The organism is Streptomyces sp. NPDC043176 (genome assembly GCF_056436715.1).
Genome location: NZ_JBWKCA010000007.1, coordinates 281,003 through 298,998 on the forward strand (window position 1 = coordinate 281,003; position 17,996 = coordinate 298,998).

Sequence of the window (17,996 nt, forward strand, 5' to 3'; positions counted from 1 at the left end):
TAAGCATAGTTACGCGCGTCGCGGAGTCTTGGTCCAGGCCTTTCCGGTGATCCTGTTATGTAATCGAAATAAACACCGACACTTATTGACATGAATTCAGTGAAGGATTCATCTAATTTCTCACGTCGCGAATCCCCTCGATCACCACCCGTAAGCGCCCCTGACGGCCCGCCCGGCCCGCAGACCGCCGAAGCGGACGCCCATCCCCGCAAGGCCAGGTGCAACGTGCTGGGTTGATACCGACGATGTGTGTGCCGAAGGCTGAGGCTTGCCGCTGCGAGGGGGAACATGGCGGGACTGCCGGATCCGGGAGTGTCGGAGTCTGAGTGGGAGGAGGAGCCCAGGCGGGCGCTGGCGTTCTCCCGCGGGTCGACGCGCACCCCGTACGCGAACTGTCCGGCCTCCACGTCCGAGGAGCGCAGTGGCGCGAACGAGACCTCTGCGGTCTCCTCGCTTTCCGGGTAGAGGCGACGCAGTGGCGAGGTCGCTGAGCTGTGGCCCGTGCGGGAGAACCGGCTGCCGGCCGTCGCTGGTCATGCGGAGCCCTGCGTCCGTCAGTTCGGTGGGAGTCCCGGGATGTACGGGGCGGCACCGGCCAATCGCCAGGCCCACACCGGGAACGGGTATCGAACCGCGACGGCCATTGTCGAAAAGTGTGTGGACGCTATCTCGGCCCGACCTGCCGACACCCTGACGGCCGGCAGCCGGACATCGGAACAGAGTCCGACTCCGCCCCACCTGCTCTGTCTTCCTCCCCTTCACCCCGCCACTTCTCGCCCTGGAGCCCGCGGTCTATGCCATCGTGCCCCGAACTCCAGCCCGAATTAGAGGTACTTTCCAAGCCGAGGCCGCCGCGTGATCGTCGGTTGTCCACACAACGCCTGATGATCAACGGCGGCCTCACGTGCTCGGACGCCACCGAAACCAGTAGTCAAGCCCCTCTACCCGGTAGCGAGCGCCGGCCACGAACCGCATCTCGCCCGCAAGCCGCCGCGCGTCGTCCGGTGCCTGGCGGTGTGGCGCCAGCAGCAGCTCCAGCTCGTCATAACGGGCGTCGATCCCGCCGTGGCCCGGATGGTCTTCCGGTCCGACCTCGCCGGCCTCAAGACGCTTGTTCCACCTGGTGAAAATCGCCCACTGCTCACGTTCCAGCTTCACTGCGGCCTGGCTCGCGGGCCAGACCTGGTACTCATCGGTTTCGTCGGCCTGGTCGTGGTCGTAGTCGTGACTCTCGAAGTAGTGAGGCTCCCCGTTAATGTCAGCAAGGCCGACGCGCGGTCCGTCGTACCACTTCAACTCGGTGTACACACGCTCGAAGCCGTCCGCGATCACCTGCTCTTCGGTCCAGGTCTCAGCCACGCGGGCAGGCTACCGGCGAGCGGCCTCCGCATCCATGAACACGGTCTACGGCCGGAGTGCCAAGGGCTGTCCCGCAAAGATCTTGGCTTCGGGTACGGAGCAGCCTGAAGACTGGTGAGGTGCTCAGCCGGTGTTTCGTGAGGTGTTCAGGGACCGGGCGTAGCCGGCGAGTGCGCGGAAGTCGTTCTGCCGTAGGCCGATTCGCGGGTTGACGTGGTGGAGGAGCCCGGGACCTTGGTGGTGGGCGGTCACGTACGTCTGGTCCAGCTGGCTCTGCTCGTCGTCCACCCAGGCGAAAGGACGGCCGCCTGCGTAGTCCACCAGCGGCCCGGTCTTCCAGTGGACTCCGTCAGGGCGCTCCTGGAGCAGGACGTCGCCGAAGTCCACGAAGGGAAGTTTCGGAAGGCCGAGGACCGGTGCGATCCACCGGTTGGCGTCGTCCATCCATGTGGTGGCCCAGCACAGCTCGAAGCCGAGCTGGAGCAGGATTCGCCCGTGCTCTGGGTTGAGCCAGACACGTAGGGGGCGTCGTCGGGACGAGGGGCCCATGTCGTCCTCGTGGGCGTCGTTCCGGGGGACTCTGAGCGTGGTGTAGCCCTCGGGACGCCTCTCCGGCTTGGCCGCGTAAGGATTGAGCGGCCCGTCCACGTCGAGGAACAACAGTGGTCGGTTCACGGTTTCCCCCGGTCTTGCGCACTGTGGGCTGCCCCGATCAGCGTAACTGGGGGATTGCCTCGGCATGGGGCCGACGCCGTGATCACTCAGGAGGGACGGAAGTTCCGTCTCACAGATCACGGTCTGTCGGAGCCGGGGTGCCACTCGGCCAGCACGATGGTGGCGTCGTCCCGAAGGCGGTGGTCCTGATGTTTCAGGAGTTCCTGCAGCAGGCGGCGCAGGGCCTCCGGGGCCGGAGCACCCGCGGCCATGGCGCGGATCACGGTGTCGGCGAGTCGTTCCTCGCCGAAGAGGTCCCCCTGGGCGGAGCGGGCCTCGGTGACGCCGTCGCTGTGGAGCAGGACCCGGTCGCCGGGCTGTAGACGTGTCCGGTGCACTGTCGGCGGGGAGGCGGTGTGGAAGGCCCAGCCGAGAGGGAGGTCGGGCTCCCGCTCGAGCATGCGCGGCAGTACCTGGCCGTCGCGGATCAGGAGCGGCGGCGGGTGAGCGCAGTTGACCCAGGTGAACGTGCCGTCGAGGATGTTCAGGTTGGCGATGACCGCGGTCATGAGGCGGTCGGTGAACCACTCGTTCAGGATGGTGTCGATCGCCGGGATGATGTCAGCGAGGGTGCCCCCGGAGCGGCGTGTGGCCCGGCAGGCGGCGAGGCCGGCGGCGCTCGCTCCGCCGGACGCGAGGTCGTGCCCCATCGAGTCCAGCAGTGTCAGGTGCAGCGAGTCTTGGGTGAGGTTGTGGTCGAAGGCGTCGCCGCCGATGTCGTACGCGGGCTCGAGCACCGCGGACGACGTCACGCGCGTCGTTCCGATCGTGCGGGGAGGCAGGAACGCCCACACCAGCTCGCCCTGCACGGTCATCTTCCGGCGCCGCCCCGCTTCGATCAGCAGGTCGTTGTACGGCGCCTTCGACACCAGCAGCAGGGCGGCGACATCCGCCAGCGCCTCGCACCACCTGATCAGTTCCTCGTCGAGATCGGGGGCGGTGGCCTTCAGCACGCCCAGGCGTTCGATTCCGTCGATCACCGGCACCCAGACGGTGCCGCCGTCCCGCGAACGCTGTGTCCGCTCCGTGCGGTAGGCCAGGCCCGCCAGCGAGCCGTCGATGTCCAGCATCTGCGCCTCGGCCGCCACGGGCTGCGGCAGCGCCACCAGGCTGGTCTGCTGCAGGTCGGTCACATATATGCAGGTGCCGTCCAGGCCCATGCGCCGGCCCGTCCGGAACACGAGCCCGGCCAGTTCCCGGCCCGCCACCGTGTGTGAGTCGGCAACCAGGTCCGACAACACCTTCTCGCGCGACTCCATGGCAAAGCCTTTCCGTGGGCGCACCGGGCACAGTCCCACCAAATACTGAGCGTAGCTGCCCACGCGAGTGCCGACCGGGTGGCGTGCCCGGTCACGCAGCGGCCGGATCCCGCCAGAAGCGACCGAAGGCCGCCCACCAGGGCCGTCCCACGGGGCGGGGTGAACAGGCATCGTCGTGGTTCCACGTGGATGACGTGGAATGGACGATGCCACTTGGCACGGGTGCTTGGCACGCCCCCTCGGTACAGGCGCGGAGTGCCTGGAAATGCGGTGCGGTCCGTGGTGAGGCGCCGGAAGCGTGCCTCGGGCCCGGTCGGTATTCTCCCGATCGGGCCGTGACGCCCTCGCCGCGAGACGTATGCCTCCCGACGAGCGGCCGTACGCCCCCGCCGCTGCCGAGTCCCAAGCCGGAGGCGCGGGAGCTTCGCGTCAGGGCCGGAGTCCGACGTGGTTGAGGGCGATCATGCTGAGGTCGGTGATGGCTTGCCGGTCCCCCTGACGCCACGCGTCGGCCCATCCGCCCGGCGGGGCCGGGAGTCCGGCGAGTGCGCCCGGAGGACCCGTGAGAGCGCGCAGCGCGAGCAGGTCCGAGCCTCCCGGAGCTTCCGCGAGGCGGCGCAGGGTGCTGCTGCGCCGGATCCAGAGCAGACGCGGTGGGAGCCACAGCAGCAGGACGAAGAGCACCGGGACGAGGATGAGGGCCGCCGTGATTACGTTGGCGACCTCGGTGACCGTCTCCTGAAGCGATACTCCCGCGTCGGCGAAGCCAGAGCCCGCGCTGGCCGCGGCCTCGAGCGGCTTCTTCAGGATGTCGCCGATGAACGGCACATCCGAGGCCGCCTCTCCCGCGTTGCCGAGCTCCTCGGCGAGGCTGTCGCCGGCACTCTCCACCTTGCGCCCTGGTTCGGCCAGCAGCATGATCGCCTCGCGGACGGCGAAGGCCGCCCACACGGCAGCGGCGATCAGGGCTACGGCGATCAGGTCCACAAGCACCTGACGGTTCCGGCGTGCGGGTGTCTGGGCGTAGAAGCGCAACCAAGAGCTCCTGTTCGAGTCCGGGCGTCGAGGAGGTCCGGCCGCGACCCAGCCGACCGCCGTCGGATCCCACTCTCCCACCGCACCTCACCGGCAAACGTGCAAGACACGAGACACCTCGGGAGTCCTACGCCAATGCCCCGCCCGCCGTCCGTCAGGGGCCCGCAGACGGAGGACCGTGTCGCTGCGGGCGAGGGTCCGTCCGTCCGTGCCAGTAGATGACGACAGATCCGGTGCCACCGTGGACTACCGCGTCGCCTGCAGCACCGCCCCACCCGAAGGCGAAGGCGACGAAGCCTCATGGCGCCGGAGGCCGCCCTGGACGCGCCCTGCCCCGACAGCGAAGGCGGCCGGGAAGCGCCGCCCGAACCCCATGGCCCGCCGACTGCTTCTGGTGCGCCGCGCTCGCCGACCGCCGCGCCTACGCCACCGAGCTCGACCATCTGTACGGCGCCGCCACCATCATGCAGGTGGATCTCGGTCTGAACGAGATCCGGGCTGCCGCCCAAGCGCCGCGTACTTTCCACACGGACCCGGGGAGCACGAGGAGGAAGCGTTTGCGTCAGTGCTGCCCCGGGAGGCTGGCCGCTCCCTCCCACGGCCGTTGTGGGTGCTTGCGGTCTCTGCCAGCCGTCAGCGCGCAGGCCAATTCGTCTCTGCAGTGGGCAGTGTTGGCGGTAGACGTCGCTGGGCAGGATCTTCTGGCTCGCGGCGTCAAGCTTGATGTTCTTGGGAGGGGGAAAGGAGCTTTCCGGGCGCCGTGATGATGCTGTCCCGCCCGTTGACGTCGAGGATGCCCCCAGCGATTGTCATGAGCCCGGCGTCGAGATTTGCGATGTCCGCGTGCGTCTTCGTGATGCCGTACTTCCCCAGGATGCCTTCTGCAATCGCAACGAGCTCGCTGAGGCCGGGACCCACCGCGCCTTCGGCCACCTGGGCGGGAGTCGCCAAAAAGGCGGGTGCGACGGCCTGGGCGGGAGCCGTCAGGAACAGGGGTACGGCCGTGAGGGCGATGGCCCCCAGTGCGGTGCGTGGCTTCATGGCGTGATCAACGGTCCAGGGAATCACGAGATACGCCTCAACACCACGAATGGGGCCAAATGCTGCACTTCCGGGCTGTCCTGGCTCCGTGGTCGAGTCCTCCGGGTTTGTCCTTCCCGCTCCAGGGACGGTGCTGCCGAGATGCCGTTCGAACAACAACGCCTCCTATCCGCGTGAGTCATCTGCTGCCGCCTTTCTCGCGAACAGAGCACCGGGGAGGAGAAGACACGCCTCGTGTCGGCATACGGCGACGGGCCAGGGACCGGGATGCGTCGCTCCGCCGCTAGACCTGGGGCGGACGCCCATTGGGGTGGCCTGGCTGGTGGTACTGGTGTTGGCGTTCGGGGTTGTTTCGCGGCGGCCTGGTGTTTGCGAGGGGCGCTTGAGCTTGAGCTCTCGATTTTTGCTGGATCCGTACAACCATCCGCACGCCCAAAGGGTCGTATGAGGCGAGTGCGCCGTAGGCGCGTTCGTTCGTTTCGTTTCCCGGGGGACTCACATGACTCACCACATATCCTCGCGTGTCCGCATGCTTCCGGCGGTGGCCGCGGCCGGGCTGCTGGTGCCCGTCGTCGCGGGCGCGGCGCCTGCTTCAGCCGCCACCGCGCCGCAGGTCAGCTGCACGTCGGGCAAGGCAGGGCTGGCGGCCAAGCTTCAGAGGGACATCGCTGCCGTCCTCGCCACGCGCGCCGGTACGGTCGCCGTCGGCCTGCATGACCGGACCACGAACACCACCTGCACCCTGCGCGCCACGACCGCCTACGACTCGGCCAGCGTCGTGAAGGTGACCGTCCTCGCCACGCTCCTGTGGGACGCGAAGAGGAGCAATCGGTATCTGACCGCTCGCGAGTCCACCCTCGCCACCGCCATGATCACCAAGTCCGACAACGCGGCCACCACCTCCCTGTGGAACCAGCTCGGCGTCACCAAGGTGAAGGGCTTCCTGACTGCCGCCGGCATGACGCGGACGGTGCCGGGGTCCGGCGGCTACTGGGGCCTCACCCACATCAACGTCGCCGACGAGCAGCGACTGCTCTCGCTGATCACCGGCAGGAACAACGTCCTGAGCGACACCTCCCGCGCCTACATCCTCAAGCTCATGGGCAACGTCGTCACCTCGCAGAAGTGGGGCACTCCCGCCGGTGCGCCCTCCTCGGTCTCCGTCGCCGTCAAGAACGGCTGGCTCCAACGCGCCACTCGCGGCTGGCGCGTCCACAGCGTCGGTGCGTTCAAGGGTGCCGGCCACGACTACACCATCACCGTGCTCACCGACGGCAACGGCACGATGAACTACGGCGTGAACACCATCCAGGCCGTGGCCAACGTGATTCACCGGGACCTGATCCCGCCGACCGCGACCGCCGCGACCCGCTACAGGCCGACCACCACGCCGAGTGAGGCATACATCGCGGTGCCCCAGGGCTGAGCAGAGATCCGGCCTCGTTCCATGCCGCGGCTCCACGGTAGGCAGGGAGTCGCGGAGGGCGGGGCCCCTCTCAAGCAGGCACAGGTACCTAAGCAGGCCCATGTGCCGAAGCAGGCCCATGTGCGCCTGGCGCCTCGTGGATACGCGCGCTGAGGTCTGACGGCCGGCTCGGGCGGTGCGGCTGCCGACGCACGGCGGGGTGATCGCTGTCGCCCCCCGTGCAGGCAAACTCCTCGCCGGGTGGGCCGGGTGGGCCGGGTGGGCCGGGTGGGCCGGGCGGGCTGAGTTGGCAGGATTGGCAGGATTGGCTTGGTTGGGTCAGTCCTGCGAAGGAATACCCCGAGCGTGCTCCTGAGCGCGGCGGCCATGGTGGTTGCTCCGGCCGGCCGGCCGGCCCGCCCCCGCCACCCCGGATCCCGCCCGGCGCAGCCGCTCGCCTCGGCGCCCGGTACGGCATCGCGCCATGTCCCGCGACGAGCGGCGCCCCCTGGTGTGTCTCCTGCCGAAGGTCTAGCCCTGTGGCAGATGGTGATGGTGTGGACACGACCCGATAGCGGACGCCACACTCGCCTCAGCTGTCGGGCGCCACACCCGCCCAGCCCTCGTGGCGGGTAATCAGAAATCAGGAATCAGGACGGAGATGCGATGGCACGTCGTACGATCCAACTCATTCTCTCGATTGTCATGGTCATGGCTTCAGCGGTCGGTGGCCTGCTGGCCACGGCCGGACCGGCCCAGGCCGACGAGTGCTACAGCTGGAGCCGCACCCTGTCCGCGGGCATGTCGGGCGCCGACGTGACGCAGCTGCAGATCAGGGTGGCAGGGCATGCGGCGTACGGCGAGGTCATGGCCGTCGACGGCGACTTCGGACCGGCCACGAAGGCCGCGGTGACCCGCTTCCAGCAGGCGTACGGGCTGCCCGCGGACGGCGTCGCGGGCCCCCAGACGTTCAGCAAGATCTACGCCCTGCAGGACCCGGACTGCACGCCCGTCCACTTCACCTACGCCGAGCTGAACAAGTGCAACTCCGACTGGTCCGGTGGCGCGGTCAGTGCGGCGACGGCCAAATCCAACGCCCTGCGCACGATGTGGAAGCTGGAGGCCATGCGGCACGCCCTGGGCGACGTGCCGATCACCGTGAGCAGCGGATTCCGCTCGTACGCCTGCAACAGCGCGGTGGGCGGAGCCTCGAACAGCCGGCACCTGTACGGTGACGCCGCCGACCTGGTCGGCAGCCCGTCGTTCTGCAGGCTCGCCCAGCAGGCCCGCTACCACGGCTTCGGCGGCATCTTCGGCCCCGGCTATCCCGGCCACGACGACCACACCCACGTGGACGGACGCACCAGCCGCTCCTGGTCCGCGCCCAGCTGCGGCATCTGAGAAGCGAGTTCGGCGGACCATCAGCCCACCTCCCCGAGCCGGTCCCGGTCCGGGGAGGACCCGCACGGCCCTCAGTGTGGCCCACCGAACCGGCCGCGGACGGCAACCACAGCGAAACCCGGCACGGAGCAGACCTGTGGCCGCGCCGCGCTCCCTTCCCCTGCCCCGTATTCCGAGTAGGAGTGCCCTGATGTCGTCCCGCGTCCCCTGGCGTACCCGCGCCGCGACGGCCACGCTGGCGGCCCTGGCCGGCGTCGGTGCGTTCGCCCTCCCCGGCCCGGCCGCGGTGGCCGCCTCATCGCCCGATTCCGGCCGGCAGACCGTCACCTACCACGGTTACCGCATCGAAGTGCCCGCCGACTGGCGGGTCGTCGATCTGGCCGAGAACCCGCGCGCCTGTCTTCGGTTCGACAGACCCGCCGTCTACCTGGGCGAGCCCGCCGAGCAGAGCGACTGCCCCGCACACGTCGTCGGCCGTACGGCGGGCGTGATGGTGGAGCCCCTCACCGCGCGCTCCGCCGACCGGGCGACGGCGGCGACCGCGCGGACCCGGCGCGGCGAGGCCGGCGCGCCGACGGCCGTGTCCGGCGACGGCACCATCCAGATCGCGGTCGAGGACGCCGGCGTTCTCGTCACCGCCGTCCACACAGCGACGACCGAGAGCCTGGTGCGCGGCGTACTCGGCTCGGCCGCGATCACCAAGGGCGCCCAGCGCACCGAGCTGCCCCCCGCGCGGCAGCGGTCCGACGCCACCCCGCTGGCCGCTGCCGGGCCGCAACCCGGCAGCTACCTGGGCAAGGGCTTCGACGCTTGCGCCGCACCCTCCCAGGCCGCCATGGACGCCTGGCGGTCCAACTCGCCGTACGGTGCCGTCGGCGTCTACATCAGCGGCTCCTTCCGCGGCTGCGCCCAGCCGAACCTGACCGCGAGCTGGGTGACCAACCAGACCGGCAAGGGCTGGCGGCTGATCCCCATCGACGTCGGCCGCCAGGCCCCGTGCACCGGCTACTCGCTGAAGATGTCCGCCGACCCCGCCACGGCCAAGTCCCAGGGCGTCACCGCGGCCGCCACCGCCATCAGCGCCGCGGCGAACCTGGGCATCCCCGCGGGCAGCGCCATCTACAGCGACATCGAGGCCTACACCTCCACGGCCTCCTGCAAGGCGGCCGTGCTGTCGTACCTGTCCGGCTGGACCGAGCGGCTGCACAGCGGCGGCTATCTGTCGGGCTTCTACTCCAGTGCCGCGTCCGGCATCAAGGACGCGGCCGGCGAGTACGCCAACAGCGCCTACACGCGGGTCGACCACATCTTCTACGCCTGGTGGAACGGCGCCGCCGACACCAACACCGGTTCCTACGTGCCCTCCACCTACTGGTCCGGGCACCAGCGGATCCACCAGTACGCGGGTGAGGTCACCGAGTCCTACGGCGGCTACACGATCAACATCGACCGCGACTACCTCGACGTGGGCACCGGCACCCCGTCCACGCCCACCTGCACGGGTGCGAGCCTCGACTTCACCTCGTACCCGACCGTCCAGAGCGGCTCGACCGGCGGCCAGGTCAAGGCGGCCCAGTGCCTGCTGAAGGCCGCGGGCTACGACCCGGGCACCCCGGACGGGATCTTCGGCCCCTCGACGACCACCGCCGCACGGAACTTCCAGACCAGCAGGGGTCTCACCGCGGACGGCGTGATCGGTGCGAAGACCTGGACCGCCCTGCTGTCCCGCGGCTCCACCCCCGTCGTCCAGAACGGCGCGACGGGCGAGGCCGTCACCCGGCTCCAGCGCGCCCTGACCGCCGCGCTCAACCGGACGGTGGCCATCGACGGTGCCTTCGGTCCGGGGACCGATCAGGCCGTACGCGACTACCAGTCCTCACGCGGGCTGACAGTCGACGGCATCGTCGGTGCGGGCACCTGGGCCGCCCTCCAGTCCGGAAAGTGAGGAAGAAACCGTGAGACGACTCGTACGCATCACGATGCTGTTCGCCGCGCTGGCAGGACTGCTGATCGGGCTGAGTGTCCCCGCGCAGGCCTTCTCCCAGGCCGCGTTTCCCCTGGTGAGCGACGGCAACCGGGGCTCCGACATCGTCGCGTTGCAGCACCTGCTGGCCGCGCACGGCCGCCCCGTCCCGGTCGACGGTGACTTCGGTTCGGGCACGCGCAGCGCCGTGGTCGGCTTCCAGCAGTCCAAAGGGCTTACCGCGGACGGCATCGTCGGCCCCGCCACCTGGAGCGCGCTCGCCCTGACCGTACGCCAGGGCGACAACGGGCCGGCGGTGAAGGCCGTCCAGTCGCTGCTCAACGCCAAGCGAGGTGCCGCCCTCGCCGTCGACGGCGCCTTCGGACCCGGCACCGACACCTCCGTCCGGACCTTCCAGTCCCACGCCGGCCTCGGCGCGGACGGCGTCGTCGGACCGGTCACGTGGAAGAACCTGCTCTGGCATTACGAGAACATCGACTTCGGCACCGGCACGATGTGCGCCCAGAGCCCCGACGGCAACGCCGGCGCCCACTGGGCGACGGCCGGCGCCGTCGGCCAGCTGGAGGCGGCCGCCGCCGCGTTCGCCGCCACCGGAAACGGCAGGCTGCCCGTCGGCGACGCCGGCTTCGAGCACGGCGGGGACATCCCCGGCCACGCCAGTCACGAGGTCGGGCTGGACATCGACGTGTGGCCGATCCGAACCGACTCCGCCCAGTGCACCGCGGGACGCATCACCTGGCAGTCGGGCACCTACGACCGCGCGGCCACCCGCCGGCTCGTGCAGGAGATCCGGGCCAAGGCCCCCGGCCATGTCGCGCTGATCTACTTCAACGACCCACAGCTCATCTCCGAAGGGCTCACCACGAGCTACCCGAACCACGACAACCACCTCCACATCCGGTACCGCTGACCTACGCCCCTCCTGAGGCGGATCACCTGCCTGCCCGACGCCTGTGAGCCACGCGCCGCCGGCCTCGGGCGGGCTTTCGTTGGCGTCGGCGGCTCATGGCTCGGGGATCTTGGGGCCGGGTGCGGGTGATCTATCTTGGGCGGTAGTGAGACGAGCGGGAGGTTCCCTGTGTCATCCGGGCAGCAGGCGCGTGCTCAGGCGGCCGCGATCACGCCGGGCAGGCGTGCGTCCGAGGCCGAGACCGAGGCCGGGGCGGCTTCTCCTGCCGAGCGGCTGCGGGCGCTGTTCGGCGGGCACCGGCTGTCTCCCGCACAGCGGCGTATCGCCCAGTTCCTGACCGACCACCTCACCGAGGCCGCGTTCCTGTCCATCACCGAGCTCGCGGAACGGGTGGGGGTCAGTCAGCCGTCGGTGACCCGGTTCGCCTCCTCCCTGGGGTTCAGCGGCTATCCCGCGCTCCGGGAGGCGCTGCAGCCCATCGCGCTGAGCGCGGTCGCGGGCGTGCCGGGGGAGGGGGAGGAGCGGCACCGCAACGAGCTGCAGTCGGCGATCGACGCCGAGATCGAGAACCTGACCTCGCTCCGTCGCGCGCTCGCCGATCCCGACCGGATCGTCGGAATCGGCCGCGAGCTGGCCCGCTCCGTCCCCTTGACGGTGGTGGGCCTGCGGATCTCGGTCTCTCTCGCCGAGTACTTCGGGTACGCGGCCCGGCGCATCCATCCTGATGTCCGGGTGGTGACGCGGGGCGGCAGCGTCGCCTACGACGGGCTGCTCCAAGCGCGCGAGGCGGGCGGCACGTGGGTGCTGGCCTTCGCGATGCCGAGGCACGCCAGGGAGACCCTCGCGCTGGTGCGTGCGGCCCGCGGTGTCGGCCTGCGCGTCGCGCTGATCACGGACCTCGCGCTCGGGCCGCTGGCCGAGGAAGCCGACGAGGTGTTCGCCGCGGGCACGGGCTCGCGGCTCGTCTTCGACTCGTACGCGGCGCCGGGGGTGCTGTCCGCGGCCATCCTCCAGGCCATGGCGGACGCGGATCCGGAGCGCACGCAGGCGCGGCTTGAGAAGTACGAGCACGCGGCGGACCAGCACGATTTCTTCCTGGACGACTGACGCGGGCTGAGGCTGACCGAGACACTCCCCGGGCAGGGTTCCGGCCCCCGGCGAACATTTTCCGGCATGAAAATTTTCATACCCTTGCTTACTCGACGGTATATATATTTACTACAGGGACCCCAAGGGCCCGAACCGACCATCGAAGGCCGCCCCCTCCTCCTCGGACGGCGCCGATGGCTCGACGGCCCGCGCCGCGTGATCGCGGGCGCTCTGTGGTGGCCCCGACCGACCCCTGGGCCGGGGCCACCGCGCAGAGCCGCACATGGGCAGTCGGCCCGCTTCGGTGGGGGTGCTGCGCTCCGTCGCCGGTCGGAGTCCTGAGGATCCGGCATCGAGCGACGTTCCGGACGTCATCCCCGTCCGTGGTTCCAGGGACGCGAACACGGCCTTCGTCCGATCCTGCGATCCGACCGAAGAGACGCCCGGCCAGTGCGAAGGCCGTGGCGGAACGAGTCTGCTGCCTCACGATGTCCGGCGCGATGCGCTCGTGGTGGCGCCACGCTTCCGGGACACCTTCTGCACCTGTCTCCCCGCACACCGTGACGAACGGTTCAGGTAACGCTAGTTCCATATGCCTATTGAATTGCAAAGTTGTAATGAGTGATACTTCTTGCCCGGAAGAGCAACCAGCCAAGGTGAGGGGTCGCTATGCAGCGCGAGGAGCATGACCTGATCGGTGACCGGGAGGTGGAAGCCGCGGCGTACTGGGGCATCCACACCCTCCGAGCGCTGGAGAACTTTCCCCTCACAGGGATACCTCTCTCGTCGCACCCCGAGCTCGTCGTCGCTCTCGCCGCCGTGAAGGAGGCGGCGGCGTTGGCCCACCTGGATCTCGGGACGCTTCCCGAGGAGCGGGGGCGGGCCATCGCGACTGCCTGCCGGGAGATCAGGGAGGGGCGCCTCCATGACCAGTTCGTCGTGGACGTCTTCCAGGGCGGTGCGGGTACCTCGGCGAACATGAACGCCAACGAGGTCATCGCCAACCGGGCCCTGGAACTCATGGGGCACGCGCGCGGCGACTACGAGCACCTGCACCCCCACGACGACGTGAACCGGTCGCAGAGCACCAACGACGTCTACCCGACAGCGGCCAAGCTCGCCCTGTATGCCGCCGCCGGCCGGCTGTTGGATGCCATGACGGTGTTGCGCAACGCCTTCGCCGAACGAGGCGGGGTGTTCGCCAAGACCGTCAAGCTCGGACGCACCCAGTTGCAGGACGCCGTGCCCATGACGCTGGGCCAGGAGTTCGACGCGTTCGCGCTCACCGTGCGCGACGATGCCGAGCTCATCGGCCTCGCAGCAGATGGTCTCCTGGACGTGAACCTGGGAGGAACGGCCATCGGTACCGGTCTCAACGCCGACGCCGGTTTCGCGGGTCTGGCCATGGGGCACCTCGCCGTCGTGTCGACGGCACCGGTCCGGTCCGCCCGTGACCTGGTGGAGAGCACGCAAGGGGTCGGAGGCTTCATCCGGCTGTCAGGGGCTCTGAGACAGTTCGCCCTCCGCCTCTCCAAGATCTGCAACGACCTTCGGCTCCTGGCCTCGGGCCCTCGGGCCGGGCTGGGAGAGATCAGGCTGCCGGAGTTGCAGGCGGGGTCGAGCATCATGCCGGGGAAGGTCAATCCCGTCATGCCCGAGGCGGTCAACCAGGTCTGCTTCGACGTGGTGGGGGCGGACGCCGCGGTCTGCGCGGCAGCCCACGCGGGGCAGCTCCAGCTGAACGCCTTCGAACCCTTGATCGTCCATCATCTGCTCAACTCGGCGAACCGGTTGAACGCTGCGTGCACTCTCCTTGCCGAGCGCTGTGTGGCAGGCATCCAGGCCGACGAGGAGCATCTGCGGGTTCTCGTGGAGAGCAGTTCGGGGCTGGCCACCGCCCTCAACCCGGTGATCGGTTACCAGCAGGCCACTGCTCTGGCCCGCAGGTGCCAGCAGACCGGGGTGCCCGTCCGGGAACTCGCCGCTCGCGACGGACTCGTCCCCGACGAGCAGCTCACCGAGCTGCTCGACCCGTGGCGGCTCGCTCGGCCCGTCTGAGGCGGCGGCACCCGGGGGTGGCGGTCGGAGGCATCGCCGCAGGGCGGCAACCCCGTGGCCGGACCACATACGGGTCCGGCCACGGGGCGTGGGGGGAGCTGGTCAGCCCTTGGTCACGGTGCAGCTGTAGCCGGCGGTTCCGGACCCGCTGTACGCCTCCATGTCGAGGTAGTAGGTGCCGGTACCGGAGCCGGTTCTCGTGAAGGACACGGACTCGTCGGTGCCGGCCCCGTCGTTGACGGACCGGGTCAGGGTGCTGCCGTTGGCGTCGAGCCAGTACAGGTCGGCGTCATAGGCGGAGGGGACGGCGCAGTTCACGGAGACGGTCTGGCCCGCCGCCAGGTTCAGCTTGAAGTAGTCCCGATCGCCGCTCGACCTCATGTCCCCGGTCAGGGTGCCGGGAGAGGTCAGGGCGGTGGCGTCGTCGGCCGTGTCACGGGTGTCGTTCGGCTCGCTCTCGCCGACGGTGGCACCGCCGCCCTGGTTGCCGCAGTCGGTCACCGGGGTGCCGTTGTACAGGTTGGGGTCGGCGACTCCGCCCGTGACGCTGCGGAGGTAGTAGCCGCAGGTGGGGCGGTTCTTGAAGTCGAAGGTCGAACCGGGCGTCAGGCGCCATATCTTGAAACCGCTGTAGGTCAGGGGCTTCCGGTCGACGGCCTGTTCCGGCTGGTGGTCGGCGAGGACGACGTACGCGTCCTTGCCGTACTGGGTCGCCATGCCGTTGCGGTCGAGGAACAGTGAGCCGCCGCCCTCCTCCACCCCGACACCCCAGACCGCGCCTCCGGGTGCGAGGCCGTCCTTCACCGCCCTGGCGAGAAACGACATGGTACGGCCCATGCGGTCGCGCGTGACGAAGTGCGAGTCGTTGACGACGGCGCCGTAGTTCGCCCACTCGAACATGCCGGTGGTGAAGCTGATGTACCGGTCGTAGGGGTTGGCGAGCGCCTCGGCGCTGGTGACGCTGCCGTTGCAGGCGTCGTAGACGATCGGGCTGTTGATGTGATGGCCCGCGCTGCCGCCGCCGGAGCCCCCGCCCTTGGCCACCACCGACTCGACGGAAGCCTCCAGGGCCGTTCCCTTCCAGGCGGCGTAACGGCACTGGTCACCGCCGGCGAAGTAGACGAACTCGGCGTTGCGGACATCGGTGTTGACCTGGCTGTTGTTGCCGTCGCTCGCCGCCGTGAGCGACCACGTCGTACAGGAGTTGACTCCGGCCAGCCCGGTGATGGCGTCACACTCGGGAGTCTTGCTTCCGGACGTCGGCGACGAGCCGGCCAGAACGACCACGTCGAGGGTTCCGGTACCGCCCCTGATGTCGTCGATGGCGCGGCCCATCGAGGCGGTGACGATGCTGCCGGCACCGTTCATCGTGAACGCCGGGCCGTTCCATGACCCACGGGCGACATCGGCTGTGCTGCCGAGCCGAATCCTGTCGGCTGCCGCGTGTGCCGGCTGATGCGCCATCAGCGCTGTGGCCATCGCGGCGAGTCCGACGGCAGCCGAAGTGAACCTGAGTGAACGGAGGGGCATCTGCGCTCCAAGCGAGGGGGAATCGATCCGGTACGCCTTGGCTCCTCAGGGGCCAAGGGCGTTGGTTGCGGAACATACAAGTAATGGAAATGAAGCGGAAGATGTAAGGGGACTTCGGTCTTCATTCGCCTCCTGCCGGGAAATATCTGCTCTCAAATCGGTCATAGGGCCCATAGCGCCAACCGTGAGGGTGCGTTACGTGAACGTAATGAGACTTACATCTAGTCAGTGATGACGTTGATCTGTAACTTCTCTGGTGTGCCTGACGGCCAGAATCCGTCGGCAGAAAACCACCGAGAGGTTCCACGCGATGAACGCTCGTATCGCACGCCCCGCCGCGGCCGCCACTCTCGCGGCGGCCATGCTCGTGTCCCTGTCCGCCTGTGGAGGCGAGGGCACCGCCGCCCCGCCCGGCAAGGTCGTCATCGCCGGCGCGGAGATCGTCAAGGACCAGAAGCTGCACGATCTCCTCCCGGAGAAGATCAGGAAGGCGGGTGAGGTCCGTGTCGCGACCGATGTTCCGTACCCGCCGTTCGAGATGTTCGTGAAAGAGGGCGAGCCCACCCTGACCGGGCTGGACTACGACCTCGGCCAGGCTCTGGGAGCCAAGCTCGGCGTGAGGTTCTCCTTCACTCCGCAGAAGTTCGACGGCATCGTCCCTGCCATCCAGGCCGGCAAGTTCGATGTCGCGATGTCGGCCATCACCGACAACAAGGAGCGACAGAAGGTCGTCGACTTCGTGGACTACTCCCAGTCCGGCTCCGGCATCCTGGTCGCCGAGGGCAACCCGTCGAAGGTGACCACCCTGGACGACCTCTGCGGGCAGAAGGTCGCCGTCCAGACGGCGACCAACCAGCTCGACCTGCTGAAGTCCCGCCAGGCGGCCTGCTCCACCGCAGGCAAGGGGAAGATCGACATCCAGACCTTCCCCAAGGACTCCGACGCCCAGCTCGCCCTGCGCTCCGGCAAGGTGATCGCCCAGGTGCTGACCAAGCCCGCCGCCGGGTGGGTGGCCAAGACCGCGGGCGACGGCAAGGCCTTCGACCTCGCCGAGGACCCCACTGCCCCGGGCGGCTACAACGCCTCACCGAACGGCATCGCGGTCAGCAAGCAGCTCCCCGAGCTGACGGACGCGATCTTCCGGGCTCTCCAGTCCCTCATCGACGACGGCGACCTCGTCCACATCTACAACAAGTACGGCGTCGCGTCGATCGCCATCCCCAAGGCCACCAAGAACGCGGCGGTCGACTAAAGATGACCGACACCAAGACGCCGTCCGCAACCATGCCGCGCGCGCAGGAACTCGAGGTCGTTCCCGTCCGCAACCACGGGCGCTGGATCGCGGCGGTCGCCTCGCTGATGGCCCTCGTCGGCCTCGTCGGATCCCTCGCCAAGAACGACAACCTGCACTGGGACATCGTCGGCGACTACCTCTTCGCCGACCTCATCTTCGACGGCCTGACCACGACGCTCTGGCTGACCGCCGCCGCCATGCTCCTCGGCCTGGCGCTCGGCACGCTGATCGCCGTCATGCGGCTCTCGTCCAGCCCCGTGCTGTACGGCCTCGCCAACGCCTTCGTCTGGGTCTTCCGCGGCACTCCGCTACTCGTCCAGATCATCTTCTGGGGCTACGCCGCCGCCCTCTACAAGTACGTGAAGATCGGCATCCCCTTCACCGACATCACGTTCTTCCAGACCGAGACGAACACGCTGCTGACACCCGCGGTCGCCGCCCTGCTCGCCCTCGGGCTCAACGAGGCCGCGTACGCCTCCGAGATCGTCCGTGCCGGCATCCAGTCCGTCGACCCCGGCCAGGCCGAGGCCGCGCACTCGCTCGGCATGCGCCCCGCACTCACCATGCGCCGGATCGTGCTGCCCCAGGCCATGCGCGTGATCATCCCGCCGATGGGCAACGAGACCATCAACATGCTGAAGATGACCGCCCTGGTGTCGGTCATCTCCGCCCACGACCTGATGTCCAACATCCAGGACGTGTACGCCCAGAACTACCAGGTCATCCCCATGCTGGTCGTCGCCAGCATCTGGTACCTGGCCCTCGTCACCCTCCTCAGCGTGCCCCAGGCATGGCTGGAACGGCGCTACGGACGCGGCACCACACGTGCCGGTCACGTCTCGCCCTTCCGCCGCCTGCTCGGCGGAACCGTGGAGCGGCTCGGCAAGAACAGCAAGGAGCAGAGCCGATGAGCACCC

At 69.0% G+C, this 17,996-nt stretch carries 14 protein-coding genes; 8 read left to right on the forward strand and 6 right to left on the reverse strand.

The window, feature by feature from the left end:
• Nucleotides 1-900 precede the first annotated feature (900 nt).
• From AC067A_RS14705 to AC067A_RS14725, 5 genes are all read right to left on the reverse strand, one after another.
• Nucleotides 901-1,359 (reverse strand): hypothetical protein, encoded by a 459-nt coding sequence (locus AC067A_RS14705; RefSeq protein ID WP_478619416.1) that lies wholly within the window; start codon nucleotides 1,357-1,359, stop codon nucleotides 901-903.
• A 123-nt stretch (nucleotides 1,360-1,482) separates the two neighbouring features.
• On the reverse strand, nucleotides 1,483-2,034 hold the full coding sequence (locus AC067A_RS14710) for a hypothetical protein (RefSeq protein WP_478619417.1): 552 nt from the start codon (nucleotides 2,032-2,034) through the stop codon (nucleotides 1,483-1,485).
• A 116-nt stretch (nucleotides 2,035-2,150) separates the two neighbouring features.
• Nucleotides 2,151-3,332 (reverse strand): PP2C family protein-serine/threonine phosphatase, encoded by a 1,182-nt coding sequence (locus tag AC067A_RS14715; protein WP_478619418.1) that lies wholly within the window; start codon nucleotides 3,330-3,332, stop codon nucleotides 2,151-2,153.
• Nucleotides 3,333-3,761: 429 nt separating this feature from the next.
• Nucleotides 3,762-4,367: a hypothetical protein gene (locus AC067A_RS14720; RefSeq protein WP_478619421.1), complete on the reverse strand. Its 606-nt coding sequence runs from the start codon at nucleotides 4,365-4,367 to the stop codon at nucleotides 3,762-3,764.
• 714 nt (nucleotides 4,368-5,081) lie between these two features.
• A complete protein-coding gene (locus AC067A_RS14725; RefSeq protein ID WP_478619424.1) occupies nucleotides 5,082-5,435 on the reverse strand; it encodes a hypothetical protein in 354 nt (117 codons plus the stop codon).
• Nucleotides 5,436-5,907: 472 nt separating this feature from the next.
• Here AC067A_RS14725 and AC067A_RS14730 point away from each other — a divergent pair, with 472 nt between their 5' ends.
• From AC067A_RS14730 to AC067A_RS14755, 6 genes are all read left to right on the forward strand, one after another.
• Nucleotides 5,908-6,834: a serine hydrolase gene (locus tag AC067A_RS14730; protein ID WP_478619427.1), complete on the forward strand. Its 927-nt coding sequence runs from the start codon at nucleotides 5,908-5,910 to the stop codon at nucleotides 6,832-6,834.
• A 645-nt stretch (nucleotides 6,835-7,479) separates the two neighbouring features.
• The gene (locus AC067A_RS14735) at nucleotides 7,480-8,214 is read left to right on the forward strand and encodes a D-Ala-D-Ala carboxypeptidase family metallohydrolase (RefSeq protein ID WP_478619429.1); all 735 of its coding nucleotides are present in this window, start codon (nucleotides 7,480-7,482) and stop codon (nucleotides 8,212-8,214) included.
• Nucleotides 8,215-8,404: 190 nt separating this feature from the next.
• Nucleotides 8,405-10,159, forward strand: coding sequence for a glycoside hydrolase domain-containing protein (locus AC067A_RS14740; protein WP_478619430.1), 1,755 nt, complete (start codon nucleotides 8,405-8,407; stop codon nucleotides 10,157-10,159).
• Nucleotides 10,160-10,169: 10 nt separating this feature from the next.
• Nucleotides 10,170-11,108 (forward strand): peptidoglycan-binding domain-containing protein, encoded by a 939-nt coding sequence (locus AC067A_RS14745; protein WP_478619432.1) that lies wholly within the window; start codon nucleotides 10,170-10,172, stop codon nucleotides 11,106-11,108.
• A gap of 168 nt (nucleotides 11,109-11,276) precedes the next feature.
• Nucleotides 11,277-12,215 (forward strand): MurR/RpiR family transcriptional regulator, encoded by a 939-nt coding sequence (locus tag AC067A_RS14750; protein ID WP_478619435.1) that lies wholly within the window; start codon nucleotides 11,277-11,279, stop codon nucleotides 12,213-12,215.
• A 651-nt stretch (nucleotides 12,216-12,866) separates the two neighbouring features.
• Nucleotides 12,867-14,255 (forward strand): aspartate ammonia-lyase, encoded by a 1,389-nt coding sequence (locus AC067A_RS14755; RefSeq protein ID WP_478619438.1) that lies wholly within the window; start codon nucleotides 12,867-12,869, stop codon nucleotides 14,253-14,255.
• A gap of 102 nt (nucleotides 14,256-14,357) precedes the next feature.
• Here AC067A_RS14755 and AC067A_RS14760 read toward each other — a convergent pair whose 3' ends face one another.
• Nucleotides 14,358-15,623 (reverse strand): pre-peptidase C-terminal domain-containing protein, encoded by a 1,266-nt coding sequence (locus AC067A_RS14760; RefSeq protein WP_478619441.1) that lies wholly within the window; start codon nucleotides 15,621-15,623, stop codon nucleotides 14,358-14,360.
• A 472-nt stretch (nucleotides 15,624-16,095) separates the two neighbouring features.
• Here AC067A_RS14760 and AC067A_RS14765 point away from each other — a divergent pair, with 472 nt between their 5' ends.
• Nucleotides 16,096-17,037, forward strand: a complete 942-nt coding sequence (locus AC067A_RS14765; RefSeq protein ID WP_478619444.1) for an ABC transporter substrate-binding protein — start codon at nucleotides 16,096-16,098, stop codon at nucleotides 17,035-17,037.
• Between the two features lie 2 nt (nucleotides 17,038-17,039).
• Nucleotides 17,040-17,990: an amino acid ABC transporter permease gene (locus AC067A_RS14770; RefSeq protein WP_478619447.1), complete on the forward strand. Its 951-nt coding sequence runs from the start codon at nucleotides 17,040-17,042 to the stop codon at nucleotides 17,988-17,990.
• The last annotated feature ends 6 nt before the right edge of the window (nucleotides 17,991-17,996 follow it).